Origin of the sequence: Kiloniella antarctica (assembly GCF_042682825.1) — a bacterium.
GTDB lineage: Bacteria > Pseudomonadota > Alphaproteobacteria > Kiloniellales > Kiloniellaceae > Kiloniella > Kiloniella antarctica.
Window position 1 is genome coordinate 806,456 of the sequence record NZ_JBHUII010000004.1, and the last position, 15,158, is coordinate 821,613.

Consider the following 15,158-nt stretch of genomic DNA (forward strand, 5'->3'; position numbering starts at 1 on the left):
CCCTAACCTTTGTTTGATGAATAAGCCCCGGCCCCCCCGCTGGGGCTTATTTTTATCTCTCACCACCTAAAAAACCACAGTCGTCACGTGTACCTACCGGCCATAAGAACGATTGGCCGATATATGGGCGGCAAAATCCTGCCCGCCCATCAACCCGATAAGATGCGGCACCAACAAAACAATAATAATTAAAGCAAGAAACTGAATAGCAGTAGGTGAAATCCAGCGAATAGTTCCGGGCACTCGTGGCCGTCTTGACCACCAACCCGCGACCGCAATAATTACGGCCCCAGCCCCCATAATTAACAGGGTACAGAATAAGTCTGGGCCTGACATTCGCTTATATAACCTTTATTTATCGAACACGGCCAAAAGTTGGCCGGGTTATTAAAGACGGAAATTCAGGAAAAAATAATCTAAACTCAGTTTATCAGGTACGTTCTTCCCAATGACTTTTCAAGAGAATTACCTCTAATTTTTTTTGAGGCGGATACCTGATAAAAACTACCACGGTCAGTAAAAATTCAAGACAAATAAAAAAGCGGCCAGACAACTGACCGCTTTTCAACAAGATAAAGATTTTAGGCTGGATCTCGTTATGCTGAGTATTGCTGAAGTTTAGTTACCAGATATTCAACTTCATTGGGGCTTAATTCTTGATCTGGAAGTTCAAACACCGTCAGTAACCGTTCCAACAACCGACTGGCAAAAATTTCACGATCATTGTTTTCTCCGCTGTAGTCCATTTCGCGATAGAGAACGATCGCCGCCTTCACGAAAGGATAATAAGCCATCAACATTCCCGCTTTTTTGTAGAGGGATTTCAAACCGAGTTGACCGTCATCATGTATCAGCGCCTGTGCATTGGTTAATTTGATACCCGCAAGTTCAGCCATCGCACTTTCAAAGAACATCATATCGCCGGAACAAAGCGCACGCAGGACCAAAGAAGGTGTGAGCTTATTTCCTCGGTGAAGCTGTTTTACCAGTTTCTCCAATTCTTCGTGACTTGAGCCTTCTTTTAAAAGAGAAACAGTGGCGCGCTCACGCACTTGCAAAATCAAGTTGGAGGCCTGATCAAAATCCAGCTCATGGCGACTGACGATATAATGTCTAAGACGCTCCGACAGTGTATTCATCAAACGTTCGGATACTGATGCAGGTAAAGACGGACGACGGGAAAGAGATCCCGCAACGACTTCGCTTTCCTTATATTCAGACATAACCTTTCCATAACCGTTTTCGGTTATTACAGCCCCTTCATTTGAAACTAATTTGGCAACAGCATTCTCATTGCCTGTATCAATCACAGCGTCAGAAACCGCCTCAGAGACATGCGCTCGCAACGCAATTGCTTCTTGTTTTGCAGCGCCTTCTTTTGACAAAATTGCAATTAAATCTTCATCTGTAAAAACATCTGAAAATTTCAGTATCGGCAGAGACACAGAATCCACATCCGCAGCCATAGCCAATGCGATATCTCTTGGCAAATCATCAGATGCTTTCAAAGAGCTAGAAAGCGCTTCCCGAACAACGATCTCTGCATCCTTAACCAGAGCACGAAAAATTTCTTCCGCGACAGCTTTTTCTTCTGTCGTAAAATCTTTCGCGTCAAAATGTGAAGCAACCTTCATCGTTGTTTCAGCACGGACACCGGGCGAGGAATCTGCCAAAAGTTTGGCGACATCTTGCTGCGTTAGACTCATATCACTCCAGCTTCTTTCCAAACGTTAATAAGGCGACCAGAATGGTACACCGACTATCTCAGGATCTATTATCTGATCCTCCAGTTAATTCATGCTTAATAAAAAAATAAAACTTTAATTATTTTCAACCTAAATTTCAAATTTTGATCTCACAACAGATAAGTTTTTATATATTTTTCAATATCTTAATATCACAATTTGAAAAGTTTCTTAAGATAAGGTCAATAATTTTCTTAATTTTTTTCTCAAAATATTGTGCATTATTATTACTAATTACGTCTCACCGTCTTAAAAATTCAATTCAAAACACTTTTAGCTCTGTATTTTTCCAACTGGGCAGTCCGTAGTTTCGCATGATATTGGCAATTTCTTCTTTACGAACCAACTCGGTCATTTTCTTATCAAAATATCTCATGGCGTCGAGCACAAAAGCCCGCTGCTGCTTATCAGGCGTAAAGGCCATGTATATATTTCCGGAGGAAACACACCCTGCTGATTTTATGCGATCAACGAGTTTACGTTGCAGTAGGGAGTAAACCGTCGAGTTATAGGTAAAGATAAAACTGTCCAAACGACCCCGCTCAATCATATTGAAAGAGTGCTCAAGATAATCAGTCCCATAAGGAGAGAAAAAGAACTTATCCTTGTGCTCTTTGATAAAGGTATTCAGTTCTTCGATTGAGGTATCAATGGCTATGCCAATTTTTTGATCACGCAAAGATGTAATTCCCTCATACTTCCAAGGCGAGGTATTCTTTACAAAGAAACACATCTTTTGCGTCCCCACCTCCTGCTCAGGGTATAACAAATCTGGGGCTTCCGGCTTTGCTGGTGATAAAAGAGCATGTACTTTTCCAACACGCGCTAAGTGAATCGCACGTGTCCAAGAATACGTTACGACTTCAATTTCATAGGGACTATTTTTGAAAATTTCTTTTACTGTATCAAGAACATAACCTTCTTTATCCTCTTGAGGACAAAGCTGAGGGCACCAATCGATAGAGGCAATACGCAAGGTTTCAGCCTGAGCGAAGGAGCTTGCAGCAGAGGAAAATACGCTCCCAAAGAAACCGAGAGCTATAAGTAAAACCAATCGAGGAAAATACCCCACCACACCTCCAAATCAAAAGTGCTACGCCGATATATTCAACCTAGTTAAACTTACTATACCTTAAAAGTTGGATAAATTACACAACCGAAACAATTAGTTTGTATCAACCAATCATAAAGACGTCATAACGTGTGGACTTCCCAATAATCTGGTGCGAAGGTTTTCTGATATTTTCAAGAGGATCCGCCTTCACAGGCCATTTTAAAACAACCCGCTTGGTTGCGACGGACAAAGCCGCTTCCATCAACTCCTCAGCGTCGGGATCCGCACCAACATAGCTCCGCAGTACCCTCATTTCTTTTTTGACCAATGCTGTAGTTTTCCGTGGCGGGTGCATGGGATCAACCACTACCACATCAGGTGACATGCCTTTTAAGACTTCCTTTGCATCACCAAAAAGCAACGTCATGCGCGAGATGATATCTATGATATAATCATCGGCTTCGCGCGCGCGCTTCATCCCTTCTTCAAGCATGGCATGAACTTCAGGAGAACGTTCGATAAGTGTGACTTCGGCCCCAAGAGACGCCAACAGAAAAGCATCGCGTCCAAAACCCGCCGTCGCATCCACAATTCTAGGTGTGCGTCCCTTGGTCAGGCCTGCGGCTTTTGGCAGAGCTTGCCCGCGGCCACCACCAAATCGTAAGCGGTGTCCAACGGCACCACCGACAAAATCGCAATAAAGAGCTTCCTGTACAGGATCGGATGAATTCTCATCTGATTTACCTTCAGGATGAACATTAGAATAATCGGCAACAGCAACTTTATCGTCGCTGTTTTTCCCACGCTCTTTTGTCGGTCGTTTCATTCCCGTTAATCTTTTACCCTTACGCCTGATCGGAAATAACCTCTACGCTATCCAACTCAAAGGGTAAACTATTATCCCATAAGAGACGATTACTTCACACCTCTTTCGCTGACCTCTTCGGCGTCCCTTGGGCTCTATTTAGTTATCCTTTGGTCCTGACCTATTTGGCTGCCCCTTGGGCAATGGCATCAAAAATAACATCAAGCTCTTTTGCCATCACATCCAACTCCACAGAATTATAAGGAGCAAAAACAGCAGAAGGTTTCCGATAAGTTAGATTGGTGGTGCCATCTGTGTTCTCGGTTAGATAAAAGCGGATCGGCGCTTCTATCCCTGCAGGAATAGAGGCCTTGAGCATCCGCCTGGCAAAATCATTACGATAAACCCCAACAACCATATTTCCCGGAATGGTAATGCCCTGTGTCGCCGCACCACCGCTGGCCGTAGCCTTCGTCACCAAACCCATTTTGTTTTCTTTAATCGAGTCTTTCAAATCCGCACTGAGCTCTTTGTAAGGCTTTTCAACCTTGATACTTACCATGCCATCATGCGGATAACCCGGATCTGCCATAGCAACAGAGAAACCACCAGCAACAACAGCGCCGATCAGCAAAGGTAACAGTTTGGTAAAAAATCCAATTAAACCATAACGGTGTCTGGTCACGAGCTTTCTCCTTTAGCGTCGAATATGAGATTGAGAATGTGGAGCTATTCACTTAGGGATGTCACCTCTAATAACAAGAGGGGGTTTCCCGCCCATTAAACAAAACTTCAATCTAATAGCATCACAAGACAGAAGGTCGAACAACAGCCCTCACCGCTTTGTGATGCCCTTCAGATTTTTGACACAGCTCAATGTAAACCTATAGAGCTGCGTTATCTTCCAAAAGAACTCAACAACTCAAATATTTAAAGGGCCGACTAACGTAACAATTGGCGTATCGAACCAAAGACCGCCCGATATGGCTGACAAAATGTTTCACACCACCTATCAAGGGGAAAAGGTATTGTTGCAGAATCATTATAAAAACGTCATAAACCCCAAAGCCTGTTCGAAGAGATTACCTTACGGCCTCTCCCAAACGGTTTTAGTTCAAGCCTTCCATAAATTGCCCAAAAAAGGGACCATGTTATTATGAGCATCAACTTAAAAGATCACATCCGGGAAGTTCCTGATTATCCTAAACCCGGCATTCTTTTTTATGATATCTCTACCCTTTTAGCGCATGCTGAAGCTTGGAACGAGACCATTGAACGCCTTGCTGTAATCATAGAAAAAGAAAAACCTGACGTACTTGCCGGCATTGAATCTCGTGGTTTCTTACTCGCAGCACCACTTGCCATGCGCTTGGGTATGGGCTTTATGATGATCCGCAAAAAGGGTAAACTACCGGGTAAAACCATTTCATACACTTACGATCTCGAATACGGCACAGATACTATAGAAATACAAGAAGGTGCGGTTAAACCTGGCCAACGCGTAATTATGCTGGATGATCTTTTGGCAACAGGCGGCACCATGGAAGCAGCTATTGCGCTGATGCAACAAGCAGGTGCTGATGTCAAAAGAGTCGCTTGTATAATTGAACTCACCTTCCTTAAAGGAAGAGATAAATTGAGTAACATTCCGGTAACAAGCCTGATCCAATACGACGACTAATCACACCCTATCCATTAAGCCCAATACAGTGAATTAATCAACCCGTTCTAGCGGAGCATACGGCAAAGAGGGGAGCTATAACACGGATCACTCCCCTCTTTGCCGTATGCTCCGCTTTCGTGACTAACTACCATCACGTCCGACACAACCTTAAAACCAGCAGCAACAAGTTCAGGGTATAATTTGTGTGGATAAAATGAACTTGCCGAAGGTTTCGTTGACTGCCCCTAACGATCCGCGACCGATTATTTACGGGAACCCCACAGTGCGAAGCGCCTTCCATTAGAAGGGGGACAGGGATTGACTTTCATTCTCACCGCCACAGAATTTCTCAACAAATGACAACAGTTCCAGATCGCCGCCCCGCGCGGACATAAGAGACAACCCAAGCGGACAGCCATCAAGCGTGGCAAGAGGCATGGTAATTTGCGGGCAACCGCTCAATCCTGCAGGCGAAGTCAATGCGAGCAGCTGTGATCTGTGCGCCATAAGCACTTCGGAATTTTCATTAATTCGCGGTGCGATCCCAGGGGCAGAAGGTAAACAAAGCACCGTCTTTGGTGTTAGTAACCCGGCTAAACGCCTGTTAAAAAATTCCCGCTTTTCAGCGGCATCGGACACCTGCTCATCGGTTATCGTCTTACGCCAATCCATACGCTGTTGAATATCCGGTCCCATCTTGGGCTTCACCCGCTCAAACCACGCGCCATGGGTGTCCCAAACTTCGCGTCCTTGGAGTACTTGAAAAAGTCCCGCGAGACCAAGAAGCCCCAACTGTGGTGTATCGCTTAGGCCTGTGGCTTGGAGGTTATCAGGGTTGAGGCTCACATATTCAGCCTTGCCAAGGCGCTGTTCGAGGCGTTCGAGATGCGGCCGCAAGGCTTGGCGACTGCGTTCATCAAGCGCCTCAAAAGCATCGACAGCAACCAGAAGCTTTTCCGGCATAACGTCAACACGGGCTTTAGCGTCCATCAAAACTTCGCCAACCAAATTTAACAGCCAAGCATCTCTGGCAAACCAGCCAACGGTATCAAAACTGTCGGCCAGCGGTAAAACACCTTCTTTCGTGATGCGGTCATGCGTGGGGCGTAGACCAAAAAGGCCGCAATAGCTTCCCGGAATACGGATCGACCCGCCAGTATCAGAACCTAATGCAAAATCAACAAGGCCACCAGCAACCGCAGAGGCAGAACCACTGGATGATCCACCAGGAATACGTCCAGGAGCTTCCGGGTTTGCCGGGGTACCATAGTGATAGTTTTGACCGTCCAGGCTACTGGCAAACTCATCGGTTATGGTTTTTCCGATCACCATCGCCCCAGCATCAAGGAGTTTTTGAACGATAACCGCATGTGCTGTTGAGGGTCGTCGGCGACTTTGCCAATCGGGATTGCCATACCCCGTTACATACCCTTTCAGGTCATAAATATCCTTCACCGCAAAACCAAAACCCTTTAAAGGGCCTTTTTCTGCGCCTTCAAAGGTCATATTTCCACCGGGGACAAACGCACCTAGACTATCGAACATGGGATCGTTCCTTCATACTCATTCCTATATAAATGAGTTACCCTGCCATGGTCTTTGCTGCAAGGCTGTCCTTGTCCTCAAAGGTCAATTTTACAAACAAGCCTGTAATATTTTTAGGGGCGATTATCTGACCTTGTTAAAAATTACCTGACCTTGTTTAAAATTACCGGGCCTTGTTTAAATCAGCCCTTAGCAAACCTGTTTTATTATCGTATTTGTCTTAATCAAATTTCTTTGGGGCTTCCATCATCGGCGTTTGGATTGTTTTCCAATGGATCAGTCTCAGGCGTATCGTCCAAATCTTCCCAATCATCTTTTTGTTTACGCCGAATAATGATGTCCCCATTGTCATTGATGACAGGCATTTCATATTGAGGGATGGCGTCGATAACCAAGCGGAGTGATTTCATCATCAATTCAATACTCTCCCGGGCCATTTCCCCAGGGTCTTCTTCTTGAGCATGAGCGTATTGGATATGTAGGGGAGACGTCATCACTGTTGTTAAAACACCAGTCACGACCAGCATCGTTAAAGGCAGTTTCTTCAGACCTGAATATTTACGTTTATTCATTCTGTATTGTACCTTTGACATAAAATTATCCTCTTTTAACGTACCCAAAAGCGTTCACTATTAAAAAAAACATAGGTCGCTCAGACTAAAAAGAAACAAGAGCGACAACCGCTCTTAATTTTCCGATCAGTATAATACAAAGCCAGTTAATTATATAATTCGGGCGAAAATCTGACAAAATTGGGATTTATACTTATTTTTTTGAATCTGTATTCTCAATAAAAAATATTTTTTGAAAAATATCACAAGATCCGAAGGCATAAAAAAATCAACCCCTGTAGAAATTACAGAGGTTGATTTAAATTATTTACCGCCTTAACGAAGGGACCGAAACAAAATAACCTAAGCAGATTTTGTTTCTGAAGAAGATGATCCTTCTGTAGAAGAAGCGCCTTCTTTATTATCTTTGGCGCTATTGTCAACCAAAGGCATCACCGGCTTCTTCGAGTTACGGCTGCTCTTTGTAATATAGGCTCGCGCACAATGTTCAGCACAATAAGGCTTACTAGGCACGGCTGGCGCACCACAGAAATGAAAATCATCATCTCCAGGATCACCCTCAGGCCAGAGACATTTTGGTCCCTTACGCTTTTCAAGTGCTCCACTAAAAAGCTTACGATCCGCAGCATCAGAACTTGCTTTACGACGTGCTTTTGCAGGAAGAGAAGCAGCTTTAAGCTCAGCAGCGGTTGGTGCCTTTTGAACCTTAGGGGCAACAGGCCGTGGTGGCGGGGCAAAACCCCGAGGTTTAGGTGGCACCACAGACGCTTTCGCAGCGGCAGGTGCAGCTCTCGCCGCCTTTGGTTCAGGCTTCACCGTCGCAGCAGCAGGTTTAACAGCTTTAGGAGCAGCCTTTTTAGCAGGTGCATCCTTTTTAGCAGTATCACTCTTGGCACTGCGCTTAATAGGAGAAGGCCTTGCAGCCAGTTTCATCCTGTGGGCTTTACCGACTACAGCGTTTTTAGAAACGCCCAGCATTTTGCCAATTTGCGAAGCACTATGGCCTTCTGCCCATAGTTTTTTCAGAAGCTCAATGCGCTCTTCCGTCCAGTTCATCTAGACTGCCTTAACGTATGTAAAAGAATAAATATGAAGCGAAGAATTAGAGATCTAATCTCCGCGAACGACGGGCCACCATATAGTTTTAGGCAACCCGAGTCGAGTCTCTGAACTGAAATAACTCTGTATATTTCGAGATAACGGCAAAATATGTGTCATAAATCAACTCTTAAGCAGACATATCCCATTTAAACGCGCCAATATCAAACACTCAGATACCAAACCATGAATTATTCTTGCACCGCCGATGCAGATTCAAATGAAATCTCTTCCTTATCAGCATCAGGTACAGGCTTTACAGGAACTTTACCTTTAAGAGTTTCCAAAAGAAGTTTACGAACCAATCCGGTTGGCTTTTGTTCATTATCTTTTTGAAAATTTTTCACAGCTTCGGAGGTTTTAGGCCCGGACTTGCCATCGGCACTGCCCTCCAGGTACCCCAGGGCGATAAGAAGTTCCTGAGCCTTTTTCACTTGGTCTTCAGGAAGTTCCATCGTCGAGAAATACCGCGCGACGGTAACATGCCCTGCCTGTTCCGCCATGTATTCCGCCGTTTCGCCGGCGCTGTCTTCACGTTCAATATCCGCACCGGATTTGACCATGAACTCGACAAGGCTTTTATTTCCGGCAACAGAAGCCGCCATCAAGGCTGTCATCCCCAGAGAATCAGAAACGGTCAGATCTGCGTTTGCATTAATCAATTTGCTCGACGTCACTTGATGATTGTTCAAAGCAGCCAACATCAGAGCCGTCCAGCCATCCTTATCGCGGGCATTAAGTTCAAATCCGCTTTCAATCATTTCTTCGATGACTTTTACATCACCCTTTTCAGCAGCTTTAAACCAACGTGTCTTTTCCTTATCTTCTACACTAAGCGGACGTTTTTCGGAAATCATCGGTACGTCAATCGGCTCCCAACTCGCCATCAATTTACTGGCCAATTGAGAATCTTCTTCGGTAAAGTCCTCTAATAGTAATTCTTTTTCTGCGCTTGCTTCTTTCAGGTTTTGTATCGATGCCAGCGAATAATAGAGCGCAGCCGCAATTTTATCTTGATCCGTGCCCATGCCGTCGCGATAAAGTCGTGCCAGATGCAATTGGGAAAGGGATTCCCCTTGATCAGCACTCATCTGCCAATAACGAAATGCCGCCGAATAATCTTCAGCTTGGAAAGCTTTTTGCCCTTCTTGGAAATCAGCAAAAGCTATAGACGGACTGAGTACGCCCACGGCAATACCCAAGACTGTCGTCCCGATAAGCGGCAACTTGCCGAAAATTGGCTTTCGCATTACTAACACCGTGATATATTCCGCACCCAACACCCGGTGTTAATGGGATCCCCCCAAAACACAGGCTAAAACCTTTTTGTACCCAAACTGAGTACATAAATAAAAGCTTCCGTTTTTTTACACAGGAAAAGAGAACAACGCAACCATGCTCAAAAACTGGTGGATCATCGGGGCAATTTCCCTGATCATAATCATAGCCTACTCTAGCTTTACCTTATTCTCACCAAAAGAGATTGAGGTAAACCAACGTCAGCAAATCCATTCTGCAATTGCTGATTTTGGCAACCTTACTGATCTCGGTGTAGGTCAGGTCGAAATCTTGTCTGACACAGAAATTCGCTTTCTCATTACAGGTGGTCAGGCAAAAGAGGAATTAGATAATAACTTGAAGAAATTTTGTCGTTTGCTGATCACTTACAAACACTTGCAGGTATCAGATCAACCCTTCGAGCTTGCTTACCAACATCGTCAAATTCCTGCCATAAGCGGGAACTATACCTGTAAAGATGACAGCTAAGCAAAAATCACGTCTTGATGAAAAAGAGCCCAATGTGCCTATTGGGGTTTTTGATTCCGGCTCAGGTGGGTTAACCGTTTTACACGCGTTGCGCGCTGCGTTGCCCCATCAAAAATTTATTTACTTGGGGGATCATAACCGCGCGCCCTATGGCCCGAAAAGCGGTTCTGAAGTTTACGAGTTCACGCGACAAGGCGTTGACTTTCTCTTTGACCGAGGTTGCAAGCTTGTCATCCTTGCCTGTAATACGGCCTCCGCAATTGCCCTGCGGAAGCTTCAGCAAGAATGGCTTCCAAATCGGGCCCCGGACAATCGTATTCTTGGGGTCCTCGTTCCCATGGTAGAGACCATCACTGATCGTCCTTGGATCAAGTGGGAACAACATCGTCAACAAAATTTAAGAGGAACAGTTGGTATCTTTGCGACCGAAGCCACGGTCAAAAGCAAAACCTACCTTGTTGAAATCGGCAAACGCGCCCCCCTGCTTGATGTTCTTCAACAAGCCTGTCCAGAACTGGTTCCTGCGCTGGAAAGTAAAAAAGACACAGCAACAATAGATACTCTGGTTGAGAGGTACGTCAGTCAGCTCGTTGATCAGAGCAATAAAATCCCCAACTGGATAATGCTTGGCTGCACCCATTATCCATTGTTGAAAAATGCTTTTGAAAAAGCTGCACAAAAAATCATCGGCAACATCATGGGCCAGTCCGTGCCAATTCTCTGCCAACCCTCTATTTGTGCCGATAGTCTCAAGGACTATCTCTCACGGCACTCACATTTAATTGCATCAGACGTTCAGATCCCCTGCCAAATCCCTAGCCAGATCCCTAGCGGGCAACAGAACATTCTACACTTTACTTCTGGCTGCCCAGATCATGTACGAGAAACAACCAAAATCTTTCAGTCTGATGGTTTTATTTCTCAAGAGATCGAAGAGAATTGGACCAAGGCAATCCTAGATTAAAGGCAGTGCTTCAATAAATAAACGCCCCATAATTAAGGTGCATAACCAAGGCGGAGATTACCCCACTGCCTGCCCTTGACCATGATCGGTGTACTGAGATCTTTCATTAAAACGAAATTCCCACCGCCCATATCACGCAGATAACTCTGTAACAGATAGTTTTCGGTGTTAGCACCCGCAGAAGCCCCTGTACGGTCGGTGAAGATCCGACGGTTACGGCAATTTCCCGCGTTCCAAACCGGATCGTCAGCTTTTTGAGAGTTGTTATATTTTAGGTTATGGGTCGGCAGAAAGCCGTTCACATCAACCGCCGCACAGAAACCGACACGGTCATCAAAGTCTAAAACAGGTTCTTGTATTTCCGGCAGAGCCTTATCGGTAAAGGCCAAATAGCGCGTAAGATGTTGCTGTGGATTACTCCCTTCGACAGATTGATATTCGACGTCGAAGAGATCATCCAAAGAAATTTCACCTGTATCAATAGCCTGAGAAAAACGCGATCCAATACGATTGGCAGACTTAATTCCTTTAGCAATAAAGGGTTGGTCGATGGCGGTGTGTCCCTTTAGGAATTTCGATGTTATCTGCTTTGCAGATGTTTCAAATTCAACCTGAAATCCTGCGCTTGAAGTCCCCTTTATCACAGCCGACATTGCCCCCAAAGGCGGGAGATCAATATCGATCCTATCACCCCCAGCCAGATCACATTTCAACCCGACAAGGACACCACCCAAAGAACTCATATTTCGAAGTTCAGCAGGGTATTCTTGTTCGCCCTTTTTAACCGTAATCGATAAATCAAAAGGAATACGATCCAAGGCCTCAGTACTGGAACTATTTGTTTCATTCACTGCTGTTTGCAATCGAAGATTCAAAGCTTCAATCAGCTCCCGCATTTTGTTCGCGCTTGCTTCTTGCTCTCCAGTTTTATCTGCAACGTGATTTACTTCACTCACAACCTCAGACATGGACTCAGTAACTTGCCGTGTACTAATTGCCGCTTGCTGGGCATTTCGACCAATCTCATTAATGGCAGCAACTTGCTCTTGCACACGATCAGCGACTTCAGATGAAAAATCCTCAACCGAGCCAATAACTTCAGAAATATTTGCTATTACATCAACCACTTGGGCTGTGACACTTTGAATTTCATTGACCTGATTTGTTATGTCTTTGGTCGCATTCGCAGTTTGCTGGGCCAAGCTTTTCACCTCACTGGCGACAACAGCAAAACCTTTTCCGGCATCACCTGCTCGTGCGGCTTCAATGGTCGCGTTCAATGCAAGTAGGTTGGTTTGACCTGCAATGCCTTCGATAAGCTTAACCACGTCACCAATGCGTTCGGATGCTCGAGCCAAAGTTTGGATGGTCTCAGTTGCGCCGCGCGCTTGCGCAGAAGCCCCCTTTGCGCCCTCGGCAGTCTTGGAAACGTGCTCTCCAACCAAGGAGATAGAAGCATTCATTTCTTCGGTTGCAGCCGCAACAGCATCAACATTTTGCGTTGCGGTATTCGCATCGTTTTCTAAATCATGCGCACGAGAACTGACCGATTCAATGGCTTGTCGTGTAGCAACACTCGCCGCCTGCATCGCGTCGCCCGCTTCTTTTGCTTGCGACATTGTTCCTTCGAATTCACCCTGCAGAGCGTCTCCAAGAGTATGAAGCTCTCTTCTCGCCGCATAAGCATCCCGTTCGGCTTGTATAAGCGGATCACTCCCAGGATCAGCAACCATCATTTCCATTACACAACACTCCCTACCGCCAAACTTTCCACATTGGCAGAGCACTTCACTGTGCTCATATTTTATATTTGTTTTATTTACTGTAAGGAAATGTCCGATATTTTGGTTAACAATTCGTTTTTCAGTCTATGGGTGGTTAAGTTTTTTCTGTTTAGAAAAGACTAGTCGTATAGCATGCCTTCACTGTGCATCGTGGAATATAATGCCGAGGGTGTGGCGTTGACCGGAGCGTATTTTGCTGACGCCGTGACGCATATTTACCCGATAGGTGCCACGGGTGCCTTGTTTGGGGCGATTTCGCACAGGAAAGATGACGGCATCTCCCTGCTCCAGCGGCACAACCTCGGCCCGGGACTGCATCCGGGGGCGCTGCTCGGTGAGAACCAGTTCCCCTCCGGTAAAGTCTTCGGCGGGTTTCGATAATAAACAGGCCACTTGAAGCGGAAATAATAGCTCCCCATACACATCTTGATGCAGGCAGTTGTAATCGCCCACACCATATTGCAACAAGAGCGGCGTGGGTTTGGTTTGCCCGGCAGCATGACATAACTTGAGATATTCAGCGTGTGTTTCTGGAAAACGTTGTTCCATATTCATGGCCGCGTTCCAGCGGTTGGCCGTATTGGCAAGCGGGCGATAAAGGCCCGTCCTGAGATCAGAAACCAGATCGGGAAGCGGATAGGAGAAGTATTTATATTCCCCCTGTCCAAAACCGTGCCGTGCCATAAGAATCCGGGAACGGAAAGGATCATCTTGATCATAGATCTGCGCCAAGTTCACGCAGTCTTCTGTTCCGATCAACCCTTTGACAATCGCATAGCCCTGCTGATCCAGATCCGTTTCGATCTGGTCTCCATCTAAAAGCTCAATTGATCTCATTCTGCGGCAACCGCTTCAAAGTCGAGCAACTGTTGTTTGCGCTCTACGCCCCAGCGATACCCAGACAGCGCACCATCATTACGCACCACCCGATGGCAGGGAATGGCCACAGCAATGTGGTTCGCAGCACAGGCAGAAGCCACGGCGCGCACAGCCTTTGGTGAGCCAATTTTCTCAGCCACTTGCGAATAGCTCATCCGGCTACCGACCGGAATATCGCCCAAGGCTTTCCAGACCCGCTGCTGAAAGGCCGTACCTCGGATATCCAACGGTAAATCCAGACCAATACTCGGATCATCGACAAAGCCCACCACCTGCGCGACCCATTTCTCAAACTCCGCATCGCCGCCTTTTAAGATAGCCTTGGCAAAGCGGTCTTGAAGGTCTTGCACCAGATCTTCGGGATCATCCCCCAGCAAAATCGAGCAAATGCCCTTGTCACTCGCGGCAACGAGAATAGAACCCAATGTACACTCGCCCAAAGCAAAGCGAATTTCCGTATCAACCCCGCCTTTACGGTAACTGGTTGGCTTCATGCCAAGCAAGTTTTTCGTGTTGGCATAAAAACGCCCGTTGGAATTAAACCCAGCGTCATAAATCGCTTCTGTGATGGTTTCGCTACCACGTAATTCTTCACGGACCCGATTACCACGATGTGCCGTAGTATAAGCCTTTGGGGTGACACCTGTGATCGACTTGAACACACGATGAAAGTAAAAGCGGCTCATGCCCGCGGCCTCTGCCAAGGCATCAAGATCGGGGACGTCTTCGGCCTCTTCAATCAGACGACAGGCCTTGGCAACCGCCAGCGCCTGACGCTCTTGCTTTTTCATTTCATTGGGACGGCAGCGTTTACAGGCGCGAAAGCCCGCTTTTTCAGCATCCTTACAGGTCTCATGAAAGCTCACATTTTCCCGTCGCGCTAACCGCGCTGCACAAGATGGTCGACAATAAACACCCGTGGTAAGTACCGCGTAATAAAAGATGTCATCAGCATCAGCATTTCGATCCACAATCGCTTGATAGCGATTGTCATCGTTTTGAAACTGGCTTTGTTTACTCATCGCCCTATTACTCATCTCAGGTGCTCCTGTCTTTGAACTGATATCACATCAATCTCGTTTGTCAGTTTCTAAAAGCTAACCGAGAATACAAAAGCAAGAACTCCGGTTCTTGCTTTTGTATTGATAGAAACTTCAGATCCTCTTTCCAATCACGCTACATACCCTCATTTTGTTACCTTTTAAAATTCCAGAACAAGAAGCAGAGTTTTTTAAAACCAAGTAACAGCAATCATAAGGTCCGACATTTTAACACGTATATC

The 15,158-nt window shown here is 45.8% G+C and carries 15 protein-coding genes; 3 read left to right on the plus strand and 12 right to left on the minus strand.

Going from position 1 to position 15,158, the window contains the following annotated elements:
• Positions 1 to 93 precede the first annotated feature (93 nt).
• From ACFSKO_RS10800 to ACFSKO_RS10820, 5 genes are all read right to left on the minus strand, one after another.
• Positions 94 to 336: a hypothetical protein gene (locus ACFSKO_RS10800; RefSeq protein WP_380251359.1), complete on the minus strand. Its 243-nt coding sequence runs from the start codon at positions 334 to 336 to the stop codon at positions 94 to 96.
• 260 nt (positions 337 to 596) lie between these two features.
• The gene (gene spbR / locus ACFSKO_RS10805; RefSeq protein WP_380251361.1) at positions 597 to 1,706 is read right to left on the minus strand and encodes a SpbR family protein; all 1,110 of its coding nucleotides are present in this window, start codon (positions 1,704 to 1,706) and stop codon (positions 597 to 599) included.
• 301 nt (positions 1,707 to 2,007) lie between these two features.
• Complete coding sequence (locus tag ACFSKO_RS10810; protein ID WP_380251363.1) at positions 2,008 to 2,817, minus strand: substrate-binding periplasmic protein; 810 nt, start codon at positions 2,815 to 2,817, stop codon at positions 2,008 to 2,010.
• Positions 2,818 to 2,920: 103 nt separating this feature from the next.
• Positions 2,921 to 3,625 (minus strand): class I SAM-dependent methyltransferase, encoded by a 705-nt coding sequence (locus ACFSKO_RS10815; protein ID WP_380251365.1) that lies wholly within the window; start codon positions 3,623 to 3,625, stop codon positions 2,921 to 2,923.
• A gap of 160 nt (positions 3,626 to 3,785) precedes the next feature.
• A complete protein-coding gene (locus ACFSKO_RS10820) occupies positions 3,786 to 4,289 on the minus strand; it encodes a DUF302 domain-containing protein (RefSeq protein WP_380251367.1) in 504 nt (167 codons plus the stop codon).
• Between the two features lie 477 nt (positions 4,290 to 4,766).
• On the opposite strand from ACFSKO_RS10820, the gene ACFSKO_RS10825 reads away from it, so the two are divergent.
• Positions 4,767 to 5,285, plus strand: a complete 519-nt coding sequence (locus ACFSKO_RS10825) for an adenine phosphoribosyltransferase (RefSeq protein WP_380252263.1) — start codon at positions 4,767 to 4,769, stop codon at positions 5,283 to 5,285.
• A gap of 282 nt (positions 5,286 to 5,567) precedes the next feature.
• On the opposite strand, the gene ACFSKO_RS10830 is transcribed toward ACFSKO_RS10825, so the two are convergent.
• From ACFSKO_RS10830 to ACFSKO_RS10845, 4 genes are all read right to left on the minus strand, one after another.
• The gene (locus ACFSKO_RS10830; RefSeq protein WP_380251369.1) at positions 5,568 to 6,812 is read right to left on the minus strand and encodes an amidase; all 1,245 of its coding nucleotides are present in this window, start codon (positions 6,810 to 6,812) and stop codon (positions 5,568 to 5,570) included.
• 224 nt (positions 6,813 to 7,036) lie between these two features.
• Positions 7,037 to 7,384 carry a hypothetical protein gene (locus tag ACFSKO_RS10835; protein ID WP_380251371.1) on the minus strand — a complete coding sequence of 116 codons (348 nt, stop codon included), beginning with the start codon at positions 7,382 to 7,384 and terminating at the stop codon, positions 7,037 to 7,039.
• 342 nt (positions 7,385 to 7,726) lie between these two features.
• A complete protein-coding gene (locus ACFSKO_RS10840; RefSeq protein ID WP_380251373.1) occupies positions 7,727 to 8,440 on the minus strand; it encodes a GcrA family cell cycle regulator in 714 nt (237 codons plus the stop codon).
• 233 nt (positions 8,441 to 8,673) lie between these two features.
• Positions 8,674 to 9,732: an ankyrin repeat domain-containing protein gene (locus ACFSKO_RS10845; protein ID WP_380251375.1), complete on the minus strand. Its 1,059-nt coding sequence runs from the start codon at positions 9,730 to 9,732 to the stop codon at positions 8,674 to 8,676.
• A gap of 145 nt (positions 9,733 to 9,877) precedes the next feature.
• On the opposite strand from ACFSKO_RS10845, the gene ACFSKO_RS10850 reads away from it, so the two are divergent.
• Both ACFSKO_RS10850 and murI read left to right on the plus strand, forming a co-directional pair.
• Entirely contained in the window at positions 9,878 to 10,249 is a 372-nt protein-coding gene (locus ACFSKO_RS10850) for a hypothetical protein (protein ID WP_380251377.1), read from the plus strand.
• On the plus strand, positions 10,239 to 11,213 hold the full coding sequence (murI, locus tag ACFSKO_RS10855) for a glutamate racemase (protein ID WP_380251379.1): 975 nt from the start codon (positions 10,239 to 10,241) through the stop codon (positions 11,211 to 11,213). Before ACFSKO_RS10850 ends, murI begins: the two co-directional genes overlap by 11 nt.
• A gap of 32 nt (positions 11,214 to 11,245) precedes the next feature.
• Here murI and ACFSKO_RS10860 read toward each other — a convergent pair whose 3' ends face one another.
• The 3 genes from ACFSKO_RS10860 to ada all read right to left on the minus strand — a co-directional run bounded on the left by ACFSKO_RS10860 (position 11,246) and on the right by ada (position 14,913).
• Complete coding sequence (locus tag ACFSKO_RS10860; RefSeq protein WP_380251381.1) at positions 11,246 to 12,955, minus strand: methyl-accepting chemotaxis protein; 1,710 nt, start codon at positions 12,953 to 12,955, stop codon at positions 11,246 to 11,248.
• 180 nt (positions 12,956 to 13,135) lie between these two features.
• Positions 13,136 to 13,834 (minus strand): 2OG-Fe(II) oxygenase, encoded by a 699-nt coding sequence (locus ACFSKO_RS10865; protein ID WP_380251383.1) that lies wholly within the window; start codon positions 13,832 to 13,834, stop codon positions 13,136 to 13,138.
• Positions 13,831 to 14,913 carry a bifunctional DNA-binding transcriptional regulator/O6-methylguanine-DNA methyltransferase Ada gene (gene ada, locus ACFSKO_RS10870; RefSeq protein ID WP_380251385.1) on the minus strand — a complete coding sequence of 361 codons (1,083 nt, stop codon included), beginning with the start codon at positions 14,911 to 14,913 and terminating at the stop codon, positions 13,831 to 13,833. The genes ACFSKO_RS10865 and ada overlap by 4 nt, the downstream gene beginning before the upstream one ends.
• Positions 14,914 to 15,158: the final 245 nt, after the last annotated feature.

Bases quoted from the DNA above. Each gene is read 5' to 3' on its own strand.
- ACFSKO_RS10830 (WP_380251369.1), bottom strand. From the start codon at position 6,812: ATGTTCGATAGTCTAGGTGCGTTTGTCCCCGGTGGAAATATGACCTTT.
- ACFSKO_RS10815 (WP_380251365.1), bottom strand. From the start codon at position 3,625: ATGAAACGACCGACAAAAGAGCGTGGGAAAAACAGCGACGATAAAGTT.
- ada (WP_380251385.1), bottom strand. From the start codon at position 14,913: ATGAGTAATAGGGCGATGAGTAAACAAAGCCAGTTTCAAAACGATGAC.
- ACFSKO_RS10840 (WP_380251373.1), bottom strand. From the start codon at position 8,440: ATGAACTGGACGGAAGAGCGCATTGAGCTTCTGAAAAAACTATGGGCA.
- murI (WP_380251379.1), top strand. From the start codon at position 10,239: ATGACAGCTAAGCAAAAATCACGTCTTGATGAAAAAGAGCCCAATGTG.
- ACFSKO_RS10845 (WP_380251375.1), bottom strand. From the start codon at position 9,732: ATGCGAAAGCCAATTTTCGGCAAGTTGCCGCTTATCGGGACGACAGTC.
- ACFSKO_RS10850 (WP_380251377.1), top strand. From the start codon at position 9,878: ATGCTCAAAAACTGGTGGATCATCGGGGCAATTTCCCTGATCATAATC.
- ACFSKO_RS10835 (WP_380251371.1), bottom strand. From the start codon at position 7,384: ATGAATAAACGTAAATATTCAGGTCTGAAGAAACTGCCTTTAACGATG.
- ACFSKO_RS10865 (WP_380251383.1), bottom strand. From the start codon at position 13,834: ATGAGATCAATTGAGCTTTTAGATGGAGACCAGATCGAAACGGATCTG.
- spbR (WP_380251361.1), bottom strand. From the start codon at position 1,706: ATGAGTCTAACGCAGCAAGATGTCGCCAAACTTTTGGCAGATTCCTCG.
- ACFSKO_RS10800 (WP_380251359.1), bottom strand. From the start codon at position 336: ATGTCAGGCCCAGACTTATTCTGTACCCTGTTAATTATGGGGGCTGGG.
- ACFSKO_RS10860 (WP_380251381.1), bottom strand. From the start codon at position 12,955: ATGGAAATGATGGTTGCTGATCCTGGGAGTGATCCGCTTATACAAGCC.